We start from the raw sequence: 26,175 nt of genomic DNA on the forward strand, positions 1-26,175 counted from the left end.
AAAATTCAAACACATATATGATCCGACTTTTGGTCACCCAAATCGAAACCCATTTGGGTTGGGGTAGTGGCAGCACATGGAGTAATAGTGATTTTGAGGCCTTGAGCGAACGAATATTGGAAGCGACCAAAAAACGGCTGAGCGTCACAACACTCAAACGCATTTGGGGCCGTGCCGAAAGAGTTGCCAACCCGAGCGCTGCAACACTGAACATTCTTTCACAATTTATCGGGTTTACCGACTGGCGAGAATTTAAAAAGACTCAAACCGCGGTAGATAGTAAAGAGTTTAAGAGAGAGGTTCCTTGGCAAAAAATTTTAGCCGTGATAGGGGTGTTAACAATTGCCATCGCCATACTATCACTCAATTGGCCGCAAAAGGAGGATGTACACACAAGTTCGGTTAGCTATAACGAGACTGATTTTTATTTGAAGAGTAGAACGATAGCGAAAGGGCTTCCTAATTCGGTAGTATTTGAATACAAAGCTTCCGCAGCTAATGATGGGGCCGAAATAGAAATTCAACAAGATTGGGACCCCGGAAAGCGTATTGAGGTCGAAAGAGGCGACAGTGTGGCAACCTGTATCTACCATCGACCTGGGTTCTTTAATGCCAAATTAATGGTCGATGAATCAGTAGTAGCACGAGAAGATGTATTTATACCTACCGATGGTTGGTTGGGGGTGATTGAACGTGATTCAATCCCGCTGTATTTAGACGAGAATGTTATTCTAAAGGATGGACTTCTTGGGGTCGATAGTACAGTTTTGAAGAGCTATCGGTTAGACCCAAGAACGAGCGATGTTTCGATTGGTTTTTATCAAATGAATGATTTCGGACCCATCAGTATCCAAGACTTTAATTTTTCAATAGATTTACAAAATACCACGCCACAGAATTCGAGCGGTTGTCACCGTGCTCAAGTCTATTTAATTTATGAAGGTGGGGCCGTGGGGGTTCCGTTATCTAACCAAGGTTGTGTGGCTACATTGAACATGATGGCCTTTGGGCAATACATCGATGGTAAGAAGACTGACCTTTCAGGTTTTGGGGTCGATTTTGAACGTCCTGTCAATTTAGGGTTACAATCAAGAAACGGACGAATGCAGATTCTGGTAAATGGGCAAATGGCCTATCAAATGCCCGTGCCCGATGAATCTGCTCTCATAAAAGGTTTTTCCATCCATTTTGAGGGAACTGGGGTCGTTCAAAGAGTGCAGCTACGGGACAATGACCAAACTTCTTTTCTCTTTCCTTGATAAAATTTTTTTCTGATTTTTTGAGGCAAGGTAAAATTCTTTTTAGGCAACCTTAGATTGGGGCATTTGCTAAGTTGCGCCGCATTAGTGTCTTCTAGACAGCCAAAACCAATTTTCATGCGAGCATTTTTTTGTATAGGTATTACTTTCTTCCTGTTTCAATCGCTATTCTCACAAACAAGTGATGAACTAGACAAAGAAGTTTCCCATACCTTTTATATCACTTCCCATTTGGGCGATGTATCCTTTCAAGACGCGAAAGGGATGCTGGAAGCTATCAACACGGCCTCCAAAAAAGATGAGAATGCTACGCTGCTACTTCTAGGCAATGTTGTTGATAAAAATGGGTTTCCTTCTAAAGAAGAAAAGCAAGAAAGCGCAAAGGCCTATTTAAAACCTTTAATGCAGGTTTGGGACGATTTTAACGGTAATGTCATCTTAACCCCAGGCAAAAATGAATGGTTGACCGATGCACCCCAGAGTATTGATGACCTTGAATCTTATTTGCAAGATAATAGCAAGGCCAAGTTTTGGCCCAATGATGGGTGTCCGCTAGAACGTGAAGACATCAACGATGAGGTGGTTTTAGAGATGGTAGATTCGCAATGGTTTTTAGAAGATTGGGATGAACACCCCTACATTAATGAAAAGTGTGAATACAAGACCAGAAGTGAATTCTGGGCAGAGTTCAAAGACGATTTAAAAGATAGCCAAGGCAAAACGGTAATTGTGGCCGTGTACCAGCCTGTCATGAGCAATTCAAAAATTTCAGCAATTGACAAAATGGGGGGCTTTACGTCGCAATCTTATCAGAACGCACAAAATAGACAACTACGCGGTCGAATGGAAACTCTAGCCAGTCAGTTTGAAGATGTCATATTCGTGTCGGGAAAAGATAGAAACCTTCAATACCTAGAAGATGATGGTATTCCGCAAATTATCAGTGGTGCTATAGGTAAAACGGAAAAAGCTCGGGCACGTAAAGAAGAACATTTTGAAAGCGATAAGCAAGGGTATGCTAAGCTGACCGTTTTTAAGAATGGAAGTTCTAAAGTAGATTTCTTTGAAATCGAAAACGAGGATGCAAAACCAAAATTTACCCAACAAATTAAAAGAGACCGTCTTTACGAAGATGAGATATCTTATGCTGACAAAAATATTGGGTCGTCGGTAAAGGCATCAATTTATACCAAAGAAGAAACCGAAAAAGGGGGCTTCTATAAATGGTTATGGGGAGACCATTACAGAAGTATCTACAGTAAAAAAATTGAAGCGCCTGTATTGCAAATAGACCGGTTACCGCATAATGTCAGACCAATTTCAGAGGGCGGAGGTAACCAATCGAGGTCGCTTAGGCTTATTGATGATAATGAGAACGAATATACCTTACGGGCCTTACGAAAAAGTGCACTTAGATTCTTGCAGACCAATGCCATTACTACGCACTACGTCATCGATTATTTAGATAACACAGTAGCCGAGAGATATGTGCTTGACTTTTACACTACCGCGCACCCTTATGCGCCTTTTGCGATGAATGAGTTGTCAGAGACCTTAGAAGTACTTCATGCCAACCCCGAAATTTATTATGTACCCAAACAAAGGGGATTGGGAATTTTTAATGAAGATTACGGCGATGCCCTTTTTATGTTAGAGGAACATGCCGGCGACGAAAACAAAAATTTTGAAACCTTCGGTAAACCAGATGATATTCTAAGCACGCACGACCTGCGCTTCAAATTGAGGGAATCTAAAGATGCTTTTGTCGATGAAGCTAGTTTTATTCGTGCCCGTTTATTCGATATGTTGGTGGGCAATTGGGATCGGCATCAAGATCAATGGCGCTGGGCAGAATTTGAGACTGAAGATGGTAGAAAGCGCTATGAAGCGATTCCTAGAGATTGGGATCAGGCTTTTCCTAAGTATGACGGACCTATTATCTCCCTTTTAAAATTTTCATTTCCAAGACTTCGTAGAATGGAAAGCTATGATGTTGATGTTAAAAGTGAAAAGTGGTTCAATCTTTCGGGATACCCTATGGATAAAACTTTTATAAAGCTCGCCACATGGGAAGATTGGAAAGTCCAGGTCGATTTTATTCAACAACAACTGACTGACGAGGAAATTGAAAAAGCCTTTGTGTCATTGCCCCAAGAGGCGCAAGACGAAAGTATTGACACCATTAAGAAATACTTGAAGGCCCGACGTGATGGTTTGGCCACTATTGCCCAATCTTATTATGACTATTTGAAACGGTTTGAGGTGGTTATTGGTACCGAAGAAGATGATGGATTTTTGATTGCCAGAAAGCCCAATGGCGAAACACATATTACCATAACCCAAGATTCGGTTGTTTTTGAGAATTCGTACTATGCCGACCAGACCAAAGAAATTTGGGTCTACGGTTTAGATGGTAATGATACGTTCGAGGTTACAGGTGATGGCAACAAGCCTATTAATATCAAAGTAATTGGTGGAAAGAAAAATGATACCTACGACTTTAAATCCGTCAAAAAAGTAAAGCTCTACGATTATGAGAGCAAAGACAATACGATTGTCAACCCTAAGTCGAGAAAATGGTTGACAGATTCTTATTCGGTCAATACCTATGATTATCTTAAGAGAAAATACCATGAGAATATTCTGTACCCTAGCGGCGGTTATGATGGCGATACAGGTTTTAGAATAGGGCTAAAAGACCGTTTTACGACCTACGGCTTGGCTAACAATCCGTTTCAGGCGCAACATACCCTGGGTGCAGAATACTATTTTGCCACCAACGGATTTTCGGTCGATTACAATGGTGAATTCGCAAACGTATTTCATGAATGGAACCTAGGGCTCGACCTGCGATATACCAGCCCTAACTTCACCATGAATTACTTTGGTGCGGGCAATAACAGCCCGTACGATACCAGTTTAGATCGCGATTACAATCGGGTGCGTATACGTCAATGGCAAATTTCGCCTTATTTATTGCATGGTAGTGGCGGCAGCCAACTATACCTTCGACCCGGTCTGGAATCTTATGACGTATCAAATGATGACGACCGATATGTAGGTCAGGTATTTGCTTCTGATAATGATGTTTACGAACCGCAATTATATGCCTCTGCAGAGGCCGGTTATTCTTATAAAAATATGAACGACCCTGCATTTCCTAACAGGGCCATGAATTTTGATATGGCTATCGGATATAAATCGAATATCAGCGGGCAAGACAACCATTTTGGGTATGTTAAACCTTCTTTGTCACTTATCTACCCCTTACACCCCAGCGGTATCGCAGTCATTGCTACCAAAGTAGCAGGTGAGACCGTTTTAGGCGATAACTATGAGTTTTACCACGGTGCTCTTTTAGGGGGCAACAAAAGTCTGAGGGCTTACAGAAACGAACGTTTTAACGGTAAATCGGCCTTTTATCAGTCGACCGATTTAAGAGTGGGCGTTTCGAGGTTCCGTACTGATTTTGTGCCTTTACAAATCGGTGTAAGCGCCGGTTTTGACTATGGCCGCGTATGGTTGGCCGACGATGGTTCTTCCAAATGGAAAAACAATTTCGGCGGTTCCGTGTGGGTAACGGGCTTTAGTGCCTTTACAGGCAACCTCGGTTTATACCATGGTGATGAAGGCAGCCGACTGTTGTTTAGCTTTGGGTTTAATTTCTAACTACTTCTCTTTACCCTACCACCTGTTTTTCGGTTATAAAAGGTTGGTGATAGTGTCTCGTACCGGTAGCTTTATACAGAGCGTTGGCCAATGCGCCCATAATGGGAGGGAAAGGCGGTTCGCCCAGTCCCGTAGGATCGATGCCGTTTTCAACAAAATAAGTTTCTATTTCTTTAGGTGCCTCACTATGACGAATCAATCGGTATTTGTCAAAATTACTCTGTTCGGGCGCTCCGTCTTTAAAGGTCAGTCCGCTGTACATGGCATGGCCAATACCATCAACCGCACCGCCTTCGGCCAAATTTTTTGCCGCATCGGGGTTGACGACTATTCCGCAATCGATGGCAGCGGTAACTTTTTCAACGGTTGGCTTATCATCCTTCATAGTTATATCCAGTACTTGGGCTACATACGAGTTATGACAGAAATAGGCAGAAACCCCGCGGTGCATACCGGCTTTCTCCTGGCCCCAATTGGCTTTGTCACGAACCAGTTCTAACACTCCGGCGTAGCGATCGGCCTCGTAATCGTTGTTTTCACCCACGGGCTTTTCTTGTGCTTTTTTCAATAGCTCCAATCGAAAATCGATAGGGTCTTTTCCGGCAGCTTCGGCCACCTCGTCTAAAAATGATTGTTCTGCGCCGGCGATAAAGTTTGATCGCGGCGCTCTGAACGCCCCTACCGTAATATTGGAATCGACTGTCCAGTTCTCTGCAAGATAGTGGTCTACAGCTCCGGCAGGAAAACGGTTGGCTGCTAATGGGCTTTCCGGAATACCACCGGCCCGAACATGAAACGCAATTAGATTGTTGTTGGCATCTAAAGCTGCGCGGTAATAGGCGTGATAGGCCGGGCGATAGACCCCCATACTCATATCATCTTCGCGTGTATAGACCAATTTAATGGGCGATTTCATCTTTTGTGAAATTACTCCGGCCTCGGTCAAAAAGTGTCCGTACAGTCTACGTCCAAAACCACCGCCCATACGGGTCATCTGAATATCTATTTTTTCTAGGGGGAGACCCAATCGCGCAGAAACGCTTTGCTCCATAATTTCTGGAGTTTGAATGGGGCCAATAAGGGTAGCCTCATCAGCTTTTACATCTGCAAAGAAGTTCATGGGCTCCATACAGTTGTGTGCCAAAAACGGACAAGAATAACTGCGCTCGATAATCTTGGCAGCTTTCTTGAACATGGCTTCTGGGTCGCCATCTTTACGGGCTACTTCCTGCGTAATTTTACCTTGTTGGGCCAAAGTTTCGTTATGACCTTCGGTGCCTTCTAGACCTTCTGGAAAACGAACGTTCATTTCACGACCGAAAATCTGCATTTTTGCTTCCTGGGTAGGAGATTGTTCCCACTCAACTTTCAGTGCTTTTTTAGCCTGCATCACCTGCCAAGTAGTTTCCCCGACAACAACGACCAAATTTTTGAACGCGGTATTGTCAAAGGCGCTCATGTTATAGTCGTCTTCAAAGGTTTTCATCTGAAAAACATCTTTGATACCGGGCATTGATTTGGCCTCTTCTGCATCGAACGATTTTAATTGCATGCCAAAAGCGGGCGGATGCGCTATCATGGCGATAAGCATTCCCTCTTTTTGAACATCAAGACCGTATAAAGGTTGGCCGGTAACTATCTTTTTGCCGTCAACATTCTTTCTTGACGTACCGATAATGGTAAAGTCTTTATGTTCTTTCAATTTGACTTCCTCAGGTACGGTCAATTGAGCGGCTGCGGAAGCCATCTCGCCAAAATGGGCCCTTTTTCCAGAAGCCTTATGTGAAATTTCGCCATTGCTAACGGTTATTTCACTGGCCGGAACTTGCCACTCTTGCGCTGCGGCCGCGACCAGCATATGCTTTGCGGTAGCACCTGCCATTCGAAGGCTTTCCCATCCTTGGCGGATACTCTGGCTACCTCCTGCCAACTGACGTGAAAAAATTTCGGTGTTCAGTGGTGCTTGTTTAACAATAACATCTTTCCAGTCAACATCAAGTTCTTCGGCAACTATCATAGGCATCGATGTCTTTACATTTTGCCCAATTTCCGGGTTAGGAGACATGATGGTGACCATGCCATTATCGCCGATTTTCAGATAGCCGTTCAGGTCGAACCATTCTTTGGGCATTTCAGCAACTTGTTGCTGTTGTACTTCTGGTTTGCACGAGGCCAGCCAACTAAAACCTAATACCAATCCGCCACCTGCCATGGTGGTCGTTTTTAAAAATGAACGTCTGTTATAAGATGTTTTTACCAGTGTCATGATGTTGCTTTTAGGGAGTTTGAAGGATTAGGATTGGTCAGGATTCGCAGCCATTTTTACGGCTTTCTTAATCCGTGTGTAAGTACCGCAACGGCAAATGTTTCCGTTCATAGCCGATTCGATCTCTGCATCGCTCGGGTTCGGATTGGATTTCAAAAAGGCCGAAGCTGTCATGATCTGACCCGCTTGGCAATAACCACATTGGGGTACATCTACCTCTAACCAAGCCTTTTGAACCGGATGGTCGCCGTTCTCTGACAATCCCTCGATTGTTGTTACTTCCTGTTCACCTACTGCAGATACGGGCAATTGACAAGAACGAACCGCATTATCGCCCAAGTGAATGGTACAAGCACCGCATTGTGCTATACCGCAACCGTATTTGGTACCTACCAATTGAAAATGGTCGCGCAAGACCCATAGCATTGGTGTGCTGGGATCTACCTCGATCTCTTGGGTTTTTCCATTGATTTTTAAGTTGAATGTAGCCATGATAGTAAAGATTTGTTTGAAATTATGAATTTTTGATGGTATGTGACTTACAAAAATCAAATAGTATTTTTACTTCACTGTTAAAATTTGATTAATTATAAGAATTGATAATCAGAATTTTAGGTCCATATTAGAATCCATCTACTATAACTGGTCATTTTCTAAGATGAAGGGCTGTTTAGGAACAAAAGGGGGCGCTAATATATGTTCTTGCTCAAATAATTGTTTTTGAACTTGCCATTAGGGTCGTAGCTTTTGGCCAAAACGAGAAAATCGGCATGCTTTTGATATCTACCTTGTAATGTCTTTGGGTCGATGGTAAAAAGCTTTCCCCAGTGTGGTTTGGCATTGAAAGGCGCTAAGGCTTCCTCTATTTTGGGCAATAGGGCCATGACTTCTTTTGGTTTTTGCTGCCATGTAGTGTGTATGGTGATACAGTCTTGTTGAAAGCAAGGACTTATCCAGTAACCGTCGGCGGCAATAGACCTGATTTCAGAGATTAGAATGTGGGGGAAAATCTCGTCTTTCATTTTTTCAATGGCCAAAATGGCATCAACCGCATGTTCTCGCGGTACAAAATATTCCGATTGTAATTCTTCACCGGCACTTGGGGTAAAACCCATCTTAAAATGTGGAAGTCTATCGTACCATGGCCCTGGAACCCCCATTTGATCGGTACAGTTGATTGCATCTAGCGCGACTATCGGGTGAATATTCTTTGTGGCAGGTGTGGCACCGTAAAAGTGGGTTCCCAAATCGGTCATTTCTTTGCTCACTTTTCGCTTCACCCAGACTTCGCTCACTTTTTTATCCATCCAATCAGTGAAGAGACTTACGCTATAACCGCTCGACATAATATCATCAAAGTTCGATTTGACCGATTCTAGGGGTAAATCTAAAAACACATCTTGCCGAACATCAAAAGTATCCTGAAGCATCAAGGTGACCTTAGTGATAATACCAAAGGCGCCTAGGCCTACGACTACGGCACCAAAGTCTGGATGTTCCCTATTCAAGGTGACAAGGCTGCCATCCGGTTTGACCAATTCTAAGGAAACAACTTGCCCTGCTAAGTTCTTATTGTTGACACCTGAGCCATGTGTGGCCGTGGCACATGCGCCGGCAACCGATATATGCGGTAATGAAGCCAAATTGTGCAATGCAAAGCCTTCTTTGTGCAGCATTTCGGCAAAATCGCCATATCGGGCTCCTGCTTCTACCGTCAAGGTTTTATTCTCTTTATTGAGTTGAACTACTTTGTTCAGTTTTTTGGTCGAAATCTGGTTTTTTGGGCTATCGGCAATATCATTGAAACAATGGGTAGAACCCAATGCTTTCTGCGAATCTAGTTTTTTAACGAGTTGTTGAACTTCTTCCACAGAGCTAGGTTCATAAATATTTTCGGCTTGATAGGTATAATTACCGGCCCAGTTTTTTCTATCGGGCACTGGTTCAGCCTCAATTGGCGCCTTTTTTTCAGTTTTACAAGAAGATAATGGGTTCAGCATGGTGCCTACCACCGCGACAGAGGTGGTCTGAATGAAATGTTTGCGTTTCATGGTGGTTACTTTAAGTTGAGTTTCAAGACAAGATACTAAACTCATTTGAAAAGTGCCCATCTTTAAATAAATGCTCAAATAGCACTTATCATGGTGAGGTAGAGATTGGCCGAATAACCGCAATAAATGAGAAGTTCTGCTAGCTCGATATTAAAATTGGGCCGTACTGATTCTATGGAGTAATCATAACTTGTTTTCAACCATTTATTGCTTGAAACCATGGTCAACAACCGCTTGTCATCTTGATTGAATAATTCAAACTTTAGATGAAACACTCCTTTATTTCGTAAAATATAAAAATGTTCTTTTTGAGTTTTGTCTCTAATACAGATAACTATTTCTGCCTTCAGATTAAAGGTAATATCGCCAATAATCGCCCCGTCTTTGGTAATAATCACTTTGCTCGTCCATATATTTTTAGGGCTTAACTCAATGGTGTGACCTTTGAAAACCGTAGTGGCCTTGCTAGAAAACCAGTTTTGATAGGTTACTTCACAAACCTCTTTTTGGGCGTCTGTTACCTTATAGTTTCCTTTGCTAGAACTTGAGATTATTTTCATTTTTCGTCTAATTGAGTTGATCAATCTTCTTCATCTTGTACGCTGGATTTGACAAAACTCAGGTAAGCTAGTATAATGCCCACCAATAGAAACCCAGTAGACATGAGCCAAGGTATTTGAGCGGGGTTGTCACCGGACTGCAAGATGAGTTCAGGAATGGTTATCAAGAAAATTCCCTTCAAGAGAAACAGACAACCCAATAATGAAACTGCAATTTCGAGAAAAGACTTCCAAACGAAATGATAAGCGATAATGGTCATACCGATAAAGAAATGCACCATTCCGGACAAATTAATAAGAATCGGGTCTGTTCCTGTATGGGCTATCAACTGAGTATAAAAATCAGGTGATATACCAAACCCTGCCCCGGTAATAATTAGGTAGACAGACAGTATTCTGGCTATGCGAACGGTAGTGTTCATTTACCTTATTGTGTTGAGTTCTCCTATAAAGTTAAACTAATTACCTCATAATAAGGTACATTCAAAAGGGTTTAATAAGCCGTTTGATATGATTATCTTCGTAACGGTGAAAACGACAACAGGTATTATCGCCTAGCATTCTTGATCGGATAAACATATGCAAATTCAGAACAAAGTTTTTTTGATTACCGGTGGGGCTTCGGGCCTTGGTCTGGCAGTGGCCAAAATGATTTTAAAAAATGGAGGCCAAGCCGTTCTGGCCGATATCAATGAGGGAGCAGGTGAAAAAGTAGTAAATGAACTAGGTGCTGATGCCTTGTTTTGCAAGACAGACGTCACCGATGAGGAGGTCGTCAAGTTGGCCCTTGAGAAGGCGCTGAATAAATTCGGCAGGCTCAATGGGGTAATCAATTGTGCGGGTATAGGCCCCGGAGAGCGGGTTTTAGGTAGAAGTGGGATCCATCAACTTGCTACTTTTAAAAAAGTTGTTGAAATCAACCTGATCGGAACATTTAATGTGTTGCGATTGGCGGCAGATGTTATGCACCAGAATGTACCGGAAGACGATGGCGAGCGTGGTATTATCATCAACACCGCATCGGTAGCGGCTTATGAAGGACAAATAGGCCAAGCCGCTTATTCGGCCTCAAAAGGAGGCATCATTTCAATGATGCTGCCCATAGCTCGAGAATTGGCCCGTTTTGGTATTCGTGTGATGACCATTGCCCCTGGAACTTTCGAGACTCCTTTGCTTATGGGTTTTTCCGAAGAAGTTAAAGAATCATTGGGGCAACAGGTACCATTCCCTTCCCGATTGGGTAAACCAGAAGAATTCGCTCAATTGGCACAGCATATAATAGAGAACCAAATGCTCAACGGTGAGACCATTCGTTTAGATGGTGCCATTAGAATGGCCGCAAAATAAATTAAACTAAAACTGTTGACGCAACAAGACACTCCGTATTTAGAGGTTCCGACCATATCCATTGACATTGATAGGCAAATGCGTGCCGATGGCACTATTTTGCTCCGCTCGAAAATTGCTTTGGAAGATTTCCCGCAGAAGGTCACCGAACGCCTTCGTTATTGGTATGAACAAACGCCAGATAGTGTCTTACTTGCCCAAAGAAACAAAAGTGGTGACTGGCTGAAATTTACCTATGCTGAAGTATGGCACAAAATTCAGAACATCGGTCAGTTCTTGCTTAACAATAAGAATGGCGAGGCGAAACCAATTGTTGTGCTCTCGGGTAACAGTTGGCAACATGGCTTATTGGCCCTTGCTGCACAACATGTAGGTGTCGTTTTTTCGGCAATTAGTCCGGCCTATTCCCTAAAATCCACCGATTTTAGAAAGCTTAAGCATTGTATTGAATTGCTTGACCCAGGTCTAATTTTTGTTCAGGATGGCCAACAATATGCAAGTGCCTTGAATAGTCTAGAAACTTCTGCTACACTTGTGGTAGTGGAAAACCCTGTGCAAAATGCCCTATTGTTTCAAGATGTTTTGGAAACGCCAGTGACAAAAGCTGTTTTACAGGCGCATCAAAAAATTAAAGGGAATTCAATTGCAAAAATTCTTTTTACTTCCGGCTCTACCGGAATGCCTAAAGGGGTTATGAATACCCAAGCCAACCTAACGAGTAATTTACAACAGATTACCCAGACCTATCCGTTTATGAAAAATGGCGGACTTACCTTAATCGATTGGCTTCCTTGGAGCCATACTTTTGGGGGTAACCATAATTTCGGTCTCGCTTTTTATAATGGCGGTACACTTTATATAGATGAAGGAAACCCTACTCCTGAAGGTACTCTGGTGACGATAAAAAATCTAAGGGAGATCCCGCCTACGGTCTATTTCAATGTTCCCAAGGGGTTTGAAGAATTGGTCGGGGTGTTGCAGAAAGATAACAATCTTTGCGAAACATTTTTTAGCCAACTTAAAATGCTCTTTTTCGGTGGTGCCAGTTTATCCCAGCATGTTCGTGATTGTTTAGATGCTTTGGCCTTAAGAACTACCGGAAAACGTGTGTTGATTTCTTCCGGATATGGTATGACCGAAGCTTGCCCATCGACCATGTTCAATACAAGTTATGAGCAAAGGGCCGGAAATTTAGGAGTTCCTGTTCCAGGAATGACAACAAAATTAGTGCCCTTTGGTGATGCCTTTGAAGTACGCTTTAAGGGCCCTAATCTTACACCTGGTTATTGGAACGATGATTGGCAGACATCCAATGCTTTTGATGAAGAAGGTTTTTTTAAAAGTGGAGATGCGTTAAAATTTGAAGATGTCGACAACCCGAGTGCAGGATTGATTTACGACGGAAGAATTACCGAGAACTTTAAGCTTAATTCCGGTACTTGGGTCAATGTAGGGCTTCTTCGGGCCCAGTTGATTGCCGAAAGTAACGGGCTTATTCGAGATGCAGTGCTTACAGGGCATGATAAAGATTTTGTCGGAGCCCTGCTATTTTTAAATCCTGATCATTCGTTCGATCATCTGAAAAAAGTTGTTGTGGAGCATGATAGGAAGCAAAAAATAGAGGAGAGCATTCTAGGGGCACTTAGAAATTTAGCCAAAAAAAACACGGGCGCCACAACTGTGGTAAGACGAGCGATGATTGCTAGGTTCGAGTTGAGTATCAAAAATGGAGAGGTTACCGACAAGGGGTCCATTAACCAGCGAGCCGTACTTTTGAATAGGAAAGAATGGATAAGCCTGTTGCATGACAGCAATTTAGGTGAAGATGTCTTGGAGATATAGGAATTCGATTTTCATGTCATTCTTTTGTCTGACATCAGACCTACATTATTTTTTACCGCTTGGCTTTATTTTTATCTTGAGGATATATGTAAAATCGATACTTTTATAAGGTGTTGATAAATAGTTTAGTAGCTATATTCTATTTGTGGTAATTCATTAATTGCATTTTAAGTTGGGCAAATACATCGCGGCAGCATTCATTTTCATTTATTCATTCTCAATGGCACAGACCGATACGGAACAAAAATCTATAGTTGTAAAGCAAATTGTACTTGAGGAAGAAGCTGATCTTGAAACCGTTTCAAGATTATTGGAAGCGGAAACAGAGATTAATAATATTTCACTTTTGAACTGGGATGTCTACTCTTATTTGCCAAAGGTTCATTTTAGAATTGCCAGAAACAAGAATGATATTTGGCTGAAGTTCTATGTTTCCGAAGAGAACGTGCTTGCCCAATTTAGCGAACCGAACTCTTCAACACATCGCGATAGCTGCGTCGAGTTTTTTATCGATCCCCTGCAAGATGGTAATTATTACAATTTTGAATTCAATTGTATTGGCACTACGCATTTGGCCTATGGCCCAGGTAGAGGTAAGCGTACCTTTATTGACAAGGATATCATAAAACAATATATAAAAGTAAGGTCAAGTCTGGGGAATATTCCTTTTGAAGAAAAGGGTGGAGGACATGACTGGGAGATGACCGTTGTGATATCTGAGGAAGTTTGGACGTATTCCAAAGATTTCGAATTAAAAGGATTAAAGTCAAAAGCGAATTTCTACAAATGTGGTGATGATACGTCTAAGCCGCACTACGTTTCGTGGAATGCCATCGATACCGAAAGGCCTGATTTTCATCGTCCAGAATTTTTCGGAAGCTTGACTTTCGAATAGAAAATTCGCAACGTTTCTTTGAGATTACTGTAAATAGAACAATCTTTTTATATCATTCTTGAAAAAATTGGTGTGCTCGAGCACATTTTATGTTTAATTTTTTGGCGGGTATGTAAAAGTGCACTACTTTAAGACTGTTATTTACCAAGAATAACAAAATACCAAACCAAACTAACCTGAAATTATGTATCCCAATTTCCCTCGAAAGAGTCCTTTACTAGTACTCGGGGCCACTGCCATTATGTTGCAGTGTGCCCCCGAGGAAAAGGGGGGAGATCTCTATCTTCCCGATGGTTTCACTTCATCTGTGGTTATCGAACAGGTCGACGAGACCGTAAGACACCTAGCAGTTTCAGACGAGCATGTGGTCTATGCCAAATTAAGAAATGCAGAGCCCGATAAGGCCGTAATGGCATTACTCGATACCAATGGTGATGACTATGCCGATGAGACCGCCAAATTTGGGGGCACTGAAAAAGGTTCACGTTGGAGCTATGCAACGGCAATGAGGGTTTATAACGGCTATATATATTATAGTTCGGATCTTGTTGTTTATAGACAAAAATTAAAGCCAGGTTCGCTTACCCCTGAGGGAGAGGTGCAGGTAGTCGTGACCGACGACCATGAACATGGTAAGCACGAACATATAGGTAAGCCCATTGCTTTTGATGATGAAGGGTATATGTACGTTCCTTTTGGGGCTCCCTCTAACGCTTGCCAAGAACCAAAGCGTACACCAGGCGCACCGGGTCTCGACCCATGTCCGCAACTTGAAGATCATGCCGGGGTTTGGCGTTTTGATGCCAACAAATTAGGACAAACGCAAAAAGACGGATATAAATATGCATCGGGTATTAGAAGCTTGGTCGCTATGAACTGGAATCCGGTAGATGGAGAACTGTACGGTGTTGTTCACGGCCGCGATGATCTTTTGAGGTTATGGCCCAACTTATATGATTCACATCAAAGTGCTTTATTGCCTTCGGAAGAATTTATCAAAATCGAGGAAGGTACCCATTTCGGATGGCCCTATTGCTATTACGATCAAATGCAAGGTAAAAAGGTGCTGGCCCCTGAATATGGGGGTGATGGTAAGATAGTAGGTCGTTGCGATCAATACGATGATCCGATAATAGGTTTCCCGGGTCATTGGGCCCCTAACGATTTGGTTTTTTACGAGGGTGATCAATTTCCCGAAAGGTACAAGCATGGCGCTTTTATTACCTTTCACGGTTCTACCAATAGAGCACCTTATCCGCAGTCAGGTTATTTCGTGGGCTTCGTACCTTTCAAAGACGGCAAGCCTAGTGGAGAATTTGAGGTTTTTGCAGATGGCTTTGCCAAGGTAGACCCTATAGTCAATACCAAAGATGCTGCCCATAGGCCCATGGGTTTAGCGATAGGCCCCGATGGAGAGCTATATATCTCCGACTCGGTAAAAGGGAAAATATGGAAGGTGGTCTATAACGGCGATAAGAACGATTTTGGTGCGGAGCAATTGGCTTCGATGGAAGAGCACAAAAAATTATCCCATATAAGAACCCCAGATTTTGAGAAAGATAACCTAATGCCTAAAAATTTGGTGGGCGGGGCAAAAATCTATCAGCAGTATTGCAGCGCTTGCCATCAAATGAACGGTAGAGGAGCTTCTGGGCGCTTTCCACCATTGGTGGAGACCGATTGGGTTACTGGTGATCAAGAGCGGTTGGTGAAAGTTTTGCTAAACGGTATGGAAGGTAGCCTTAAAGTTGGTGATGAGGTATATAACGGGGTTATGCCACAACATCGTTTTCTAAGCGACAAAGAAATTGCCCAAGTGTTGACTTTCGTACGCTCCAGCTTCGGTAACGAGGCGTCTGAGATTGAAGAAACACTGGTGGCTGACCTAAGAAAAGAGCAAGAAGAGAGTGGCGAGCCTATCGAGCCTATAAAAGTCGTTACCGAGTAAAACCAAACCATTGAAAATGAAAAAGAAAAAGTTATACCGATTATGGCACTTAGCCGCCTTAATGTTCGGCACGTTCGTAGTAAGCGCCCAAGAATATGACATTTTAATTGACAACGGGCATGTTGTCGATGCTAAAAACAAAATAGATAAGGTGATGGATGTGGCCATCAAAGATGGAAAAATTGCCAAGGTCGCTTCTTCTATTTCCAGTAAATCCGCTACCGTTGTTATCGATGCCAAGGATTTATACGTAAGCCCTGGACTTATAGATATTCATAGCCATAATTTTCACGGTACCGAACCACATTCCTATTTGAGCAATAGCTTCACGGCCCTACCACCTGACGGATTCAGTTTTCGTACCGGGGTAACGACGGTCGTTGATGCCGGGGGAGCAGGATGGCGTAATTTTCAATTGTTTAAAGAACAAGTAATCGATCGTTCAAAAACAAGGGTGCTGGCTTTTATGAACATTGTAGGTTCGGGTATGAAAGGGGGCGCCATAGAGCAAAATTTGGCCGATATGGATGCCAAGCTAACTGCTATGGTGGCAAGGCAGAACAAAGAGCATGTGGTGGGCATCAAATTGGCTCACTTTAGTGGTTTTGATTGGAAACCGGCAGAAAGTGCTGTTGAAGCGGGAAAGTTGGCCGATATTCCTGTGATGATCGATTTCGGGGGTAGTGAGCCAGAGCTTTCGCTGAACACTTTGTTTATGGAAAAATTACGTCCCGGAGATATATTTACCCACGCTTATGCCCATGTGAATGGAAGAACGCCGTTGGTTGGCCCTGATGGAAAAGTGGCCGATTTTGCTTGGAAGGCCCAAGAGCGCGGAATCATTTTTGACGTTGGTCATGGTGGTGGCAGTTTTCTTTTTGAACAAGTTGTTCCGGCGATGAAACAAAATTTCAAGCCCAATACGATCAGTACCGATTTGCACACGGGTAGCATGAATGCGGGCATGAAAGACGTAGTAAATATTATGTCGAAGTTTTTGAATTTAGAAATGCCGGTGGCCGAGGTTATTGAGGCTACCACATGGAATTCGGCAAAGGCCATTAAAAGAGAAGAGTTGGGCCATTTGTCTGAAGGTGCCGTTGCCGACGTAACCATCTTAAACCTTCACAACGGCAATTTTGGTTTTATAGACTCAAAAGGAAAGAAAATGAGCGGCGAGCAGAAGCTTGAGTGCGAGGTGACCATAAGAGAAGGTAAGGTAGTCTATGACTTGAATGGATTGGCCGCAACATTTTGGAACGAATAGCAAACAATTTAAACACTTAATAATAAATCAATTCAATTTTACTATGGAAGATAAAACAACAAGAAGGGCATCCTTTAAAAAGCTTGGAATGGGCCTTGCGGCCATTTTTGGTGTAGGTACGGTAAATGCCATGTCTAAAAAATCGGAAGAAAAATCAGCGAAGCCTAAAAAAGAGGTCGTTGGCGAAATCGTTACCGATCAAGATATTCCGCTTTTCTCGGGAGCCGTAAAGCACGGCAACACGCTATACATTGCCGGTAAAGGGGCGCATACTGAACCTTTTGAGATTAAGGCGCACACCGAAATTGTACTAAAAGAATTGGAAAGAGAGCTAAAGGCAAATGGTTCATCGATGGAACAGGTTCTTAAAGTGAACGTATATTTGGCCGATTTGGGTGATTATAAAGCCATGAACGAGGTGTTTAGAGGCCGGTTTGGTAAGAATCCTCCTGTACGTACTACCGTGGCAACATATGGTGGTGTACCCGGCGATTCTTTGGTGGAAATGGATTGTATAGCCGCATTGGATTAATAAACTAATAAAAAGAAATAATTATGAGCAGCAGAAGAAAAGTACTAAAATCAATAACGGCCCTCCCGCTAGTAGGGGGAATCATGGGGCCGAGTTTAATAAGTGCCAAAGCCACCGAAGAGTTAGTGCTAAAGCCTGCTGCTCGTGATTATTTCAAAGAGCTAGGTTTGCGTACGTTTATCAATGCGGCCGGCACCTATACTTCGATGACGGGCTCATTGATGCAGAAAGAAGTGACCGAGGCCATTACGTATGGCGCCACTGAATACGTTAATCTAGACGAATTGCACGACAAAGTGGGCGAGCGCATAGCTGAACTTTTAGAATGTGAATACGCCACCGTATCTTCAGGTGCTTTTGGTGCCATGACCATTGGTTTGGCCGGTGTCATTTGTGGTATGGATACTAAAAAAGTTAGTCAATTACCTGACACGACCGGGCTAAAGAATGAGGTTATAGTGCAAGAGGCCCATGATATTGCCTATACCCATGCCCTAATTAATACTGGGGCTAAGATAGTTAGTGTGAAAAGTGCCAAAGATTTGGAAAAGGCTATTAATAAGAATACTGCCATGTTGTGGTATTTAAATGCCAATACCGATCTGGGCGAGATTTCAAGAGAGGACTTTGTCGCACTGGGGAAAAAGCACGGCATACCCACATTTATCGATTGTGCCGCTGATGTTCCACCGGTTGAAAACCTATTTAAGTTTACCAAAATGGGCTTTGACTTAGTAGCTTTTTCAGGTGGAAAAGGTATTCGCGGACCTCAGAGTGCCGGACTTCTTTTAGGGAAACGAAAATACATAGAAGCTGCCCGTTTACATACACCGCCTAGGGGTACCACCATTGCCCGGGGTATGAAAGTAAATAAGGAAGAAGTTTTGGGTATGTTGGTAGCCTTGGAACTGTACCTTGGCCGAGACCACGAAAAAGAATGGGAGCTTTGGGAAAATCAAATCAAATTGATCAGTGATAGTGCCAAATCGGTAAAAGGTGTCGAAACTGAAATACATGTACCTCCGCACGCGAACCATGTGCCTAGTTTAAAGATTAAGTGGGATGAAAGTATAGTCAAAATATCAAAAGATGATATGCGAAAGGCACTTAGAGATGGGCATCCATCCATAGAAACAGTGGGCAACAAAGAAGAGGTCGGTATCACCACTTGGATGATGGATCCGGGTCAGGAGCGAATTGTTGCGAGACGCGTAAAAGAAATACTTGAAAACGCATAATCAACCTATATTTCCTTACATGAAAAACTATTTGATAGCCTTAGGGTTTCTATGTTTCATCGCTTGTAACACTGAAAAAGAACCTACAACTATAGAGCAAAAACCTCAAAGTGCTGTAATAGATCCAGATTACGATCCCGAAGCCAAACTAAAAGAATTGGGTATAGAATTAACAGCACCTTCATCCCCTGTGGCGAACTACGTAAATGCAGTGCGCACCGGCAATTTGATTTTTTTGGCCGGTAAAGGTCCATTAAAGGCAGATGGTGAAAACATAACAGGAAAAGTAGGTTCAGACCTTACTATTGAAGAGGGCTATGAGGCAGCCCGGGTAACCGGTATTAACCAATTATCTGTTCTAAAGGCCGAATTGGGCAATCTAAATAAGGTCAAGAGAGTGGTAAAGGTAAAGGGCATGGTCAATTGTGACCCTGATTTCGGAGACCAACCCAAAGTGGTCAATGGCTATTCCGATTTAATGGTAGCCGTTTTCGGCGAAAGGGGAAAGCACGCCCGAGCGGCCGTTGGTATGGGCTCTTTACCTGATAATATCGCTATCGAGGTAGAAATGGTTGTGGAGGTTTACGAATAGCATTCGCTTTTACATTTCATAAGGCCTATCATATTTAGGTATTTTCGTAGTTTCACCGTAGAAACTAATAGAACATGGCCGATATGAAATTATGGTTGTTTATTTTGCTGCTGAGTGTTAGTAGTGGTTTTGCCCAAATCACCTACGAGCTAAAAGAAAATATACCTTACTACGATACTGAATCTCAAAAATCAGACGCCTATTTAAAAGAGCGCTGCAAACTCGATGTCTATTTTCCAAAAGATACCTCCAATGTGGTCACAGTAGTTTGGTTTCATGGCGGTGGACTTGAAGGAGGCAATAAACATATTCCGGAAGGATTGTTGGAACAGGGGGTGGCTGTTGTGACCGTTAATTACCGCTTGCACCCAAAGGTAAAACACCCTGTTTATATAGAAGATGCAGCCGCCGCCGTTGCGTGGACGTTCAATCATATAAAGGAATATGGGGGAAGCCCCGACAAAATTTTTGTTACGGGGCATAGTGCTGGCGGCTATCTTGCCAGTATGGTAGGCCTAGATAAAGAATACCTGAAGAAATTCAATATAGATGCCGATAAAATTGCGGGATTGATTCCGCTTAGCGGCCATAGCATCACGCACTTTACCATACGCAAAGAAATGGGTATTGCGGGTACGCAGCCCATCGTTGATAAATATGCTCCTTTATTTCATGTTAGAAAAGATGCTCCTCCCATTTTATTGATAACGGGCAATCGTGAAAAGGAAATGTTAGGACGATATGAAGAAGTTGCCTATTTATACCGAATGTTCAAAGTAGTGGGGCACGAAGATGTCGAGTTGATGGAGATGGATGGCTACGGGCATAACATGGTATACCCTGCGATACCTCCATTGCTTGATTTTGTTCGGGCAAGAATAGAATAGATTTCCGTCGATTTAAGATAAATAAAAAGGCCCTGTTTCGCAGGGCCTTTCTTTATTTGCTGGAATTACCAGCTACTTATTTCCTCTTTCAATTCTTCTTTCGTTTTACCGGTACGTTCTTGTAAACGGCCTAACATCTCGTCAAATTTACCTTCGGCAAATGTGGTGTCGTCATCGGTGACGGTACCGTACTTCTGTTTGAACTTACCTTTTATTTGTTTCCATTTGCCTTCTAACTGATCTTTATTCATAATGCTCATTTTTAAGTTAATAATAGACTCTCCTTTCAAAAGTTGAAAGCCATACATCTAAGTTAGAACGACGGCATTAGTGGTCTTGACTTGAAAGCACCTAAAAATAGCCGAATTGATACTTAAGAAAATTCCACTATTCCCTAAATTTTATATCCTTCAGATAAAAAATCGATAAACGGAATCGGTTTACGATGAATATACTCTATTGATCGATGAGATAATCAGTTAGAATCCATTACCTCAATTTCATCGAATAATCTACAGATTGACAGCATGTTAATGCTTATTTTGAGTAAGTTTGAAGAAAATACCTACTTATGGATAACTACATTGTCCTTTTTTGTTTTTTTGCAATTTGCTTTGTGATAGCTTGCTTGTTTATAGTTTTTTCAACTGGGAAACACTAATAATTAGTACATCAAGATTGCATTTCATTTCTGATAGGTTTGGGGAAGTCTTTACCCTTACGCTAGTAAGGTTACTTCTTGCTATTATTCATAAATAGCTGCAAAAAACTACGAAAAACCCCTATACAGGTTAATATTCTTTAGCAATTCGATAAATTTTTAGAAAAAGATATTCTATTAATTGTTAACTTACGAAGCCTTAAGTCGGCTCTTTTTGCGTATTCGATTGCACAACATTGAAAAAGCATAAAGAGATAGACTGAAATACAACTTTACTAAAACCAAATAGATTGAAAATGAAATCATCAAGAAGATCCTTTATCAAAAAAACAGCAGTAGCCGGAACAGGCGTGATTGCAGCTCCTACCATTGTTTCCGCAAACGTTTTCGGCGCAAATGATCGAATTAACGCAGCAGTTCTCGGAGTGAACGGAAGGGGGAAATCTCACATTCAAGGCTTCATGGCCCAGGACAATGTTCGCGTTACTACTTTGTGCGACCCTGATATGAACGTGCTTAAAGAGCGCCAAGCCGAGTTTAAGGAAAAATATGACCAAAAGGTATCTCTTGAACAAGATTTGAGAAACGTATTCGATGATAAAGATATTGATGTAGTCAGTATAGCAACACCGAACCATTGGCACGCCCTCTCAGTGATTTGGGCTTGTCAGGCGGGTAAAGATGTTTATGTTGAAAAACCAGGTTCCCATAACATTTGGGAAGGGCGAAAGATGGTCGAGGCCGCCAATAAATACGACCGAATAGTACAGCATGGGGTTCAGTTAAGAAGTTCCCCGGCAATTAATGAGGCCATTCAATTAATGAGAGACGGTTATATCGGTAGGGTTTATATGTCTCGAGGCTTGGTATTCAGATGGAGGCCCGATATAGGTGACAAAGGTCAATCTTCAGTGCCTCAAGGCCTGGATTATGATTTATGGACAGGCCCTGCTCAAAAGGTACCTTTTACTGAAAACCTGGTTCACTACAACTGGCATTGGCACTGGGATTATGGTAATGGAGATGTCGGTAATCAAGGTATTCACGAAACCGATCTTTGTATGTGGGGCCTAGATGTTGGGCTACCATCAAAAATTACGGCCATGGGAGGTAAGTTTCTTTGGGATGATAGCAAAGAAACACCAGAGGTGCTTACATCGGTTTACCATTATCCAGAAGAAAATAAAATTATACAGTTTGAAGTACGCCCATGGTGTACCAATACCGAAGACGGTGCTACCGTAGGTAATATATTCTATGGGGATAAGGGCATTCTTGTCGTGGATGGCTACGATAAATACAAAACGTATTTGGGTAAAGATAGAACCCCTGGAAAATCAGGAAGTGACGGTGGAGATTCCGGTACTGGTATGGATCGTGGAGCTGGTGGAACCGATGGTCACTTTGCGAACTTTATTGAGGCGGTAAGAAAGCACGACAAATCAATTTTGAACGGACCCGTAGAAACTGCACATCTTTCATCTGGTTTGGCCCATTTAGGTAATATAGCCTATAGAACCGGACGTGTCTTAGACTTTGACCCAAAAACGGAACGTTTCATCAATGATCCTGAGGCTGATAAATATTTAACTAGGGATTATCGTCAAGGTTTTGAAGTGCCTGAGAACGTATAAACCTAAATAATCAACGGCTTTTTATTATGTTTCGCATGGGTCTTTTGGCCCATGCTTTTTTTATCCCTAGGTTTTTGATGCTTTTTAAAGAACATTATTTTTCTATTGAAGTAGAGAATATGACCATTGCCCTGAAAATAGAGAGGTACATAAAACGAATGAAGAGTAGAGTCTATATTCAGAATTTGATTAAATATCCTGAGATTAGTATGAAACTACTTGAAAAGTATTCTTAATTTTGCACCCTTTGGCCCCGTAGTTCAATGGATAGCCTCGATAGCTATCGGGGGAAGTTTCCTAAATTTACCACATGCCTTTCGTTTATGTGGTTCAATCCAAGACAACCGATAGATTTTATGTAGGAGTTACCGCCGATTTGAAAGAGCGGTTAATTTGGCATATCGACTATAATAAGAATGAAGGTTTTACCAAAAAAGGAATTCCATGGGAATATTATTTTACTCTTGAAGTAGAGAATATGACTATTGCCCTGAAAATAGAGAGGCACATAAAACGAATGAAGAGTAGGGTCTATATTCAGAATTTGGTTAAATATCCTGAGATTAGTATGAAACTACTTGAAAAGTATTCTTAATTTTGCACCCTTTGGCCCCGTAGTTCAATGGATAGAATAGAAGTTTCCTAAACTTTAGATGCAAGTTCGATTCTTGCCGGGGCTACTTTCTTTTTTATCATGCGATTCATTTATTTAGTATTATTTACTTGCAATAAAAGAATCCTAGCTTTTACTTATCTGTGATAGACGGGGGTTTTGGGGACATTTCTAGTTTAAGAACGCCACCTCTGGTTAGATTTTCATGACTTAAGAGGAAGTCCTCAACCACTTGACCATTAAACTGGGCTTTTTTAATATAAACGTTCTGATCATTACTATTGTTTGCCTTAATAACCAGTTTCCCACCTTTATAGAAGTCTTTATTTAATTCAATTTCAATTTGGTCGAAGAGTGGACCCGTAATCTGATAGGTCGGATTGAGCTCTACACCACCTGTCATTTGAAACAACCCTATTTTCATAAGTACAGCTAGGGATCCCATTAAGCCTTGGTCTTCATCCCCATTATAACCGCGGGCAGGAGTTAATCCTTGGTACACGGTGTTTACAACTTCCCTTGTCCAATATTGTGTAAGATCAGGCCTACCCAAATGTTGAAAAATGTAAGCCGTCTGTATTGAAGGTTGGTTTCCGTAGTTTATTGGTATTCGTGAATACTCCGGGTGTTCTTCTTGCGAATGTGAATTACCTGAAGTAAACCCTAATTTTTTGGCTTCTTCGAACTGGCCATTAAGTTTGGCAACCGCCTTAGCATTTCCCCCCATTAATTCCGCAAGTCCCTTTAAATCATGAGGCACAAACCAAGTATTCTGAGCTCCATTCGCTTCAGAAAACCCCTTTCCATGATAATAAGGGTCATAAGGTTCTAACCATTCACCCCCATAGTTTTTTGGACGCATCCAACCTGAACTTGAGTCAAAAACGTTTTCATAATTTTTAGACCGCCCCATAAAGTGAGTATAATCTTCTGATTGGTCAAGCACTTTTGCAAACTGGGCAAGACACCAATCTTGATAGGCATATTCCATAGTAAGCGATGGTCCGTTCTGATGGTATCCAAATTCTCCTTCCGGTACTGGATAGGGCACAAAACCTTCTTTGATATAGTAGTTCAAGCCACCACCAGAGAAAGTGCTGTGTTCATATCCGGCCTTGGTCATAATTCCGCCAGGCATATGGTTTTTTTTAAGTGCTTGGTAGGCCAAATTGAAATCGAAACCACGAATGCCCTTCTGATAGGCACCCACAATAAATGGAGTACTGCTGGCCCCCGTCATAACATAGGTGTAGTTTCCGCCTGCAGGACCTCTAGGCACCATGCCACCATCCTTATAATATTGAAGAAGTGAGTTAACAAAAGATTCCGCTATTTCTGGATAGACCAGCTGCCATAGGGTATTGATTGTCCATTGTGCTCCCCAAAATGAATCAGAATTAAAATGGTTGAACAAAGGTTTCCCTTCTTTGGAAAGTGGAAGTCGCTTTACTTTAAAGCTATCACCCGTATGGTCAGGGTAGTAGCCATTGGCATCGTTTATTATTCTACGCCCCTGTAGTGCATGCCATAAATCGGTATAAAATCTGCGTTGCTGTTGATCTGAACCACCCTTAACCTTTATCCTGCCCAATAGTTGATTCCATTCCATTCGAGAATCTTCCACTATTTTCTGAAAATTCCAGTGGGGTAATTCATAATCAAGATTAAATTTTGCATTCTCCAAGGAAGTATATGATAGAGCGACTTTCATTTTTGCTTCCTTTTCTCCGTTCTTAATCTTCAATAAATATTTACCGAAATCGGTGGAACCTGAAACCTTTTCGACATCTCGGTCTAAAACAATTCTGAAATATACTTTGAATGGTTTTGGCCTTCGTATTGTTGGTGCGTTGGTAAGTTCTCCTTCAAAATCCCTTGGCCCAACCTGCTTTAATGAACCATTTGTAATGGTAGAAGGACCTAGTTGACCGCTTAGATTAATCAATATGGCACTGTTGTTTGTTTTAAAACGATATTGATGAAACCCTACTCTTTTGGTGCTCGTCAATTCTACCTCAATGCCATATCTTTCTAGATAAAGTTTGTGATAGCCAGGTACGATAGTCTCTTTCTCATGATTAAATGATGAAGATGCGTCTTCAAAAACCGATTTTTCATTTGTTGAAAGCAGGTCTATTGGAAGAACGGAAGGTCCTGAAAGTTGCCAAGCATGAATATGGCTGAGGCCCCTAACCGTATCATTTTTATAGCGATAACCACTGCCCCAAGCACCATCAACCTCCGTGTCCGGACTCAAGTTGACCATTCCAAAAGGTCTACTGGCAGAAGAGAAGAAAAACCATCTTGAATTCTCGGTGTCAAGCTGGGGGTAGACCAAATCAACTAGCGATTTCTCCTCATTATTTTGACCTTTAAGACTGAGAACAGAAATAAGAAAACAGCTTAGAATAAAAATTCTCGCAGCCGATTTGAAAATACCCAAAATATACATTTTAAAAAACAGATTTTGTAATCACAACTTCAATTGAGGAAGTTGTAAAATAATGATTCGTGTGAGTAGTCAAGCGCCTCCGTACCAACTAAATACGTTTTTAGCTTCCCATTTACCCATTTAGTAGGTTGGTAGTGCCTTTTATTTAATTCGTTATTTGTCTGAGTAAAACCCTTGACCAAAATTAGAATGCTATTGAAAGATAAAGACAAACTTTGTTTCTTCAAATCGTTTATTTGAACATTCACTTTTTAGGCCACCACCCACCCTGCTTTTTTATATAAATAATTTGTTTTGTGTGATAAGTAGTACGGGCTTGGATATTAGCAATTTATTTACTCCATTCTGTAATTGTTTTTGGAACCAGATCAATAATATTTTGTCTAATTAGGCTTAAGCTAACTAACAAATTTTCAAGACCTTTTATGAAACTTAAATCAAAAACTAAGTTTGATAAGATCC

At 41.8% G+C, this 26,175-nt stretch carries 20 protein-coding genes and 1 tRNA gene; 14 read left to right on the forward strand and 7 right to left on the reverse strand.

Features of this window, described 5'->3' with window-relative positions; all coding sequences use genetic code 11:
- The first annotated feature begins 17 nt into the window (after positions 1-17).
- Entirely contained in the window at positions 18-1,259 is a 1,242-nt protein-coding gene (locus D1013_RS02510; RefSeq protein ID WP_121847389.1) for a hypothetical protein, read from the forward strand.
- A gap of 117 nt (positions 1,260-1,376) precedes the next feature.
- Entirely contained in the window at positions 1,377-4,928 is a 3,552-nt protein-coding gene (locus D1013_RS02515) for a BamA/TamA family outer membrane protein (RefSeq protein WP_121847390.1), read from the forward strand.
- Between the two features lie 10 nt (positions 4,929-4,938).
- Here the strand turns inward: D1013_RS02515 and D1013_RS02520 are convergent, their stop codons facing one another.
- From D1013_RS02520 to D1013_RS02540, 5 genes are all read right to left on the reverse strand, one after another.
- Positions 4,939-7,194 carry a xanthine dehydrogenase family protein molybdopterin-binding subunit gene (locus D1013_RS02520; RefSeq protein WP_121847391.1) on the reverse strand — a complete coding sequence of 752 codons (2,256 nt, stop codon included), beginning with the start codon at positions 7,192-7,194 and terminating at the stop codon, positions 4,939-4,941.
- A 27-nt stretch (positions 7,195-7,221) separates the two neighbouring features.
- Positions 7,222-7,686 (reverse strand): (2Fe-2S)-binding protein, encoded by a 465-nt coding sequence (locus D1013_RS02525; protein ID WP_121847392.1) that lies wholly within the window; start codon positions 7,684-7,686, stop codon positions 7,222-7,224.
- A gap of 197 nt (positions 7,687-7,883) precedes the next feature.
- On the reverse strand, positions 7,884-9,245 hold the full coding sequence (locus D1013_RS02530) for an FAD-binding protein (protein WP_121850564.1): 1,362 nt from the start codon (positions 9,243-9,245) through the stop codon (positions 7,884-7,886).
- A gap of 74 nt (positions 9,246-9,319) precedes the next feature.
- Positions 9,320-9,805 carry an aminotransferase gene (locus D1013_RS02535; RefSeq protein WP_121850565.1) on the reverse strand — a complete coding sequence of 162 codons (486 nt, stop codon included), beginning with the start codon at positions 9,803-9,805 and terminating at the stop codon, positions 9,320-9,322.
- Positions 9,806-9,825: 20 nt separating this feature from the next.
- Entirely contained in the window at positions 9,826-10,227 is a 402-nt protein-coding gene (locus D1013_RS02540) for a hypothetical protein (RefSeq protein ID WP_121847393.1), read from the reverse strand.
- A 157-nt stretch (positions 10,228-10,384) separates the two neighbouring features.
- Between D1013_RS02540 and D1013_RS02545 the strand changes: the two genes are divergently transcribed.
- From D1013_RS02545 to D1013_RS02585, 9 genes are all read left to right on the forward strand, one after another.
- The gene (locus D1013_RS02545; protein WP_121847394.1) at positions 10,385-11,152 is read left to right on the forward strand and encodes a 3-hydroxyacyl-CoA dehydrogenase; all 768 of its coding nucleotides are present in this window, start codon (positions 10,385-10,387) and stop codon (positions 11,150-11,152) included.
- A 15-nt stretch (positions 11,153-11,167) separates the two neighbouring features.
- On the forward strand, positions 11,168-12,994 hold the full coding sequence (locus D1013_RS02550; protein WP_205601267.1) for a feruloyl-CoA synthase: 1,827 nt from the start codon (positions 11,168-11,170) through the stop codon (positions 12,992-12,994).
- Between the two features lie 172 nt (positions 12,995-13,166).
- Positions 13,167-13,889, forward strand: a complete 723-nt coding sequence (locus tag D1013_RS02555) for a carbohydrate-binding family 9-like protein (protein ID WP_121847396.1) — start codon at positions 13,167-13,169, stop codon at positions 13,887-13,889.
- A 184-nt stretch (positions 13,890-14,073) separates the two neighbouring features.
- Positions 14,074-15,837, forward strand: a complete 1,764-nt coding sequence (locus tag D1013_RS02560; RefSeq protein WP_121847397.1) for a PQQ-dependent sugar dehydrogenase — start codon at positions 14,074-14,076, stop codon at positions 15,835-15,837.
- Between the two features lie 16 nt (positions 15,838-15,853).
- Positions 15,854-17,104 (forward strand): amidohydrolase/deacetylase family metallohydrolase, encoded by a 1,251-nt coding sequence (locus D1013_RS02565; RefSeq protein WP_121847398.1) that lies wholly within the window; start codon positions 15,854-15,856, stop codon positions 17,102-17,104.
- A 43-nt stretch (positions 17,105-17,147) separates the two neighbouring features.
- Positions 17,148-17,636 carry a RidA family protein gene (locus D1013_RS02570; protein WP_121847399.1) on the forward strand — a complete coding sequence of 163 codons (489 nt, stop codon included), beginning with the start codon at positions 17,148-17,150 and terminating at the stop codon, positions 17,634-17,636.
- A gap of 23 nt (positions 17,637-17,659) precedes the next feature.
- Positions 17,660-18,874 (forward strand): aminotransferase class V-fold PLP-dependent enzyme, encoded by a 1,215-nt coding sequence (locus tag D1013_RS02575; protein ID WP_162987786.1) that lies wholly within the window; start codon positions 17,660-17,662, stop codon positions 18,872-18,874.
- A gap of 19 nt (positions 18,875-18,893) precedes the next feature.
- Positions 18,894-19,466 carry a RidA family protein gene (locus tag D1013_RS02580; RefSeq protein WP_121847400.1) on the forward strand — a complete coding sequence of 191 codons (573 nt, stop codon included), beginning with the start codon at positions 18,894-18,896 and terminating at the stop codon, positions 19,464-19,466.
- Positions 19,467-19,549: 83 nt separating this feature from the next.
- The gene (locus tag D1013_RS02585; protein ID WP_121850567.1) at positions 19,550-20,353 is read left to right on the forward strand and encodes an alpha/beta hydrolase; all 804 of its coding nucleotides are present in this window, start codon (positions 19,550-19,552) and stop codon (positions 20,351-20,353) included.
- A gap of 65 nt (positions 20,354-20,418) precedes the next feature.
- Here the strand turns inward: D1013_RS02585 and D1013_RS02590 are convergent, their stop codons facing one another.
- Complete coding sequence (locus D1013_RS02590; RefSeq protein ID WP_121850568.1) at positions 20,419-20,604, reverse strand: CsbD family protein; 186 nt, start codon at positions 20,602-20,604, stop codon at positions 20,419-20,421.
- A gap of 706 nt (positions 20,605-21,310) precedes the next feature.
- On the opposite strand from D1013_RS02590, the gene D1013_RS02595 reads away from it, so the two are divergent.
- The 3 genes from D1013_RS02595 (at position 21,311) to D1013_RS02610 (ending at position 23,328) form a co-directional block, all read left to right on the forward strand.
- Positions 21,311-22,648, forward strand: coding sequence for a Gfo/Idh/MocA family protein (locus D1013_RS02595; RefSeq protein ID WP_121847401.1), 1,338 nt, complete (start codon positions 21,311-21,313; stop codon positions 22,646-22,648).
- Between the two features lie 310 nt (positions 22,649-22,958).
- Positions 22,959-23,243 (forward strand): GIY-YIG nuclease family protein, encoded by a 285-nt coding sequence (locus tag D1013_RS02605; protein ID WP_121847402.1) that lies wholly within the window; start codon positions 22,959-22,961, stop codon positions 23,241-23,243.
- Between the two features lie 13 nt (positions 23,244-23,256).
- A tRNA-Arg gene (locus D1013_RS02610) sits at positions 23,257-23,328 on the forward strand.
- Between the two features lie 66 nt (positions 23,329-23,394).
- Here the strand turns inward: D1013_RS02610 and D1013_RS02615 are convergent.
- Entirely contained in the window at positions 23,395-25,713 is a 2,319-nt protein-coding gene (locus tag D1013_RS02615; protein ID WP_121847403.1) for a GH92 family glycosyl hydrolase, read from the reverse strand.
- Positions 25,714-26,175 lie beyond the last annotated feature (462 nt).

Source organism: Euzebyella marina (assembly GCF_003687485.1).
Classification (GTDB): Bacteria; Bacteroidota; Bacteroidia; order Flavobacteriales; family Flavobacteriaceae; genus Euzebyella; species Euzebyella marina.

What these genes read in the sequence shown, in the direction of transcription:
- D1013_RS02510 (WP_121847389.1), top strand. Translation starts at nt 18, where the DNA reads ATGATCCGACTTTTGGTCACCCAAATCGAAACCCATTTGGGTTGGGGT.
- D1013_RS02515 (WP_121847390.1), top strand. Translation starts at nt 1,377, where the DNA reads ATGCGAGCATTTTTTTGTATAGGTATTACTTTCTTCCTGTTTCAATCG.
- D1013_RS02520 (WP_121847391.1), bottom strand. Translation starts at nt 7,194, where the DNA reads ATGACACTGGTAAAAACATCTTATAACAGACGTTCATTTTTAAAAACG.
- D1013_RS02525 (WP_121847392.1), bottom strand. Translation starts at nt 7,686, where the DNA reads ATGGCTACATTCAACTTAAAAATCAATGGAAAAACCCAAGAGATCGAG.
- D1013_RS02530 (WP_121850564.1), bottom strand. Translation starts at nt 9,245, where the DNA reads ATGAAACGCAAACATTTCATTCAGACCACCTCTGTCGCGGTGGTAGGC.
- D1013_RS02535 (WP_121850565.1), bottom strand. Translation starts at nt 9,805, where the DNA reads ATGAAAATAATCTCAAGTTCTAGCAAAGGAAACTATAAGGTAACAGAC.
- D1013_RS02540 (WP_121847393.1), bottom strand. Translation starts at nt 10,227, where the DNA reads ATGAACACTACCGTTCGCATAGCCAGAATACTGTCTGTCTACCTAATT.
- D1013_RS02545 (WP_121847394.1), top strand. Translation starts at nt 10,385, where the DNA reads ATGCAAATTCAGAACAAAGTTTTTTTGATTACCGGTGGGGCTTCGGGC.
- D1013_RS02560 (WP_121847397.1), top strand. Translation starts at nt 14,074, where the DNA reads ATGTATCCCAATTTCCCTCGAAAGAGTCCTTTACTAGTACTCGGGGCC.
- D1013_RS02565 (WP_121847398.1), top strand. Translation starts at nt 15,854, where the DNA reads ATGAAAAAGAAAAAGTTATACCGATTATGGCACTTAGCCGCCTTAATG.
- D1013_RS02570 (WP_121847399.1), top strand. Translation starts at nt 17,148, where the DNA reads ATGGAAGATAAAACAACAAGAAGGGCATCCTTTAAAAAGCTTGGAATG.
- D1013_RS02575 (WP_162987786.1), top strand. Translation starts at nt 17,660, where the DNA reads ATGAGCAGCAGAAGAAAAGTACTAAAATCAATAACGGCCCTCCCGCTA.
- D1013_RS02580 (WP_121847400.1), top strand. Translation starts at nt 18,894, where the DNA reads ATGAAAAACTATTTGATAGCCTTAGGGTTTCTATGTTTCATCGCTTGT.
- D1013_RS02585 (WP_121850567.1), top strand. Translation starts at nt 19,550, where the DNA reads ATGAAATTATGGTTGTTTATTTTGCTGCTGAGTGTTAGTAGTGGTTTT.
- D1013_RS02590 (WP_121850568.1), bottom strand. Translation starts at nt 20,604, where the DNA reads ATGAATAAAGATCAGTTAGAAGGCAAATGGAAACAAATAAAAGGTAAG.
- D1013_RS02595 (WP_121847401.1), top strand. Translation starts at nt 21,311, where the DNA reads ATGAAATCATCAAGAAGATCCTTTATCAAAAAAACAGCAGTAGCCGGA.
- D1013_RS02605 (WP_121847402.1), top strand. Translation starts at nt 22,959, where the DNA reads ATGCCTTTCGTTTATGTGGTTCAATCCAAGACAACCGATAGATTTTAT.
- D1013_RS02615 (WP_121847403.1), bottom strand. Translation starts at nt 25,713, where the DNA reads ATGTATATTTTGGGTATTTTCAAATCGGCTGCGAGAATTTTTATTCTA.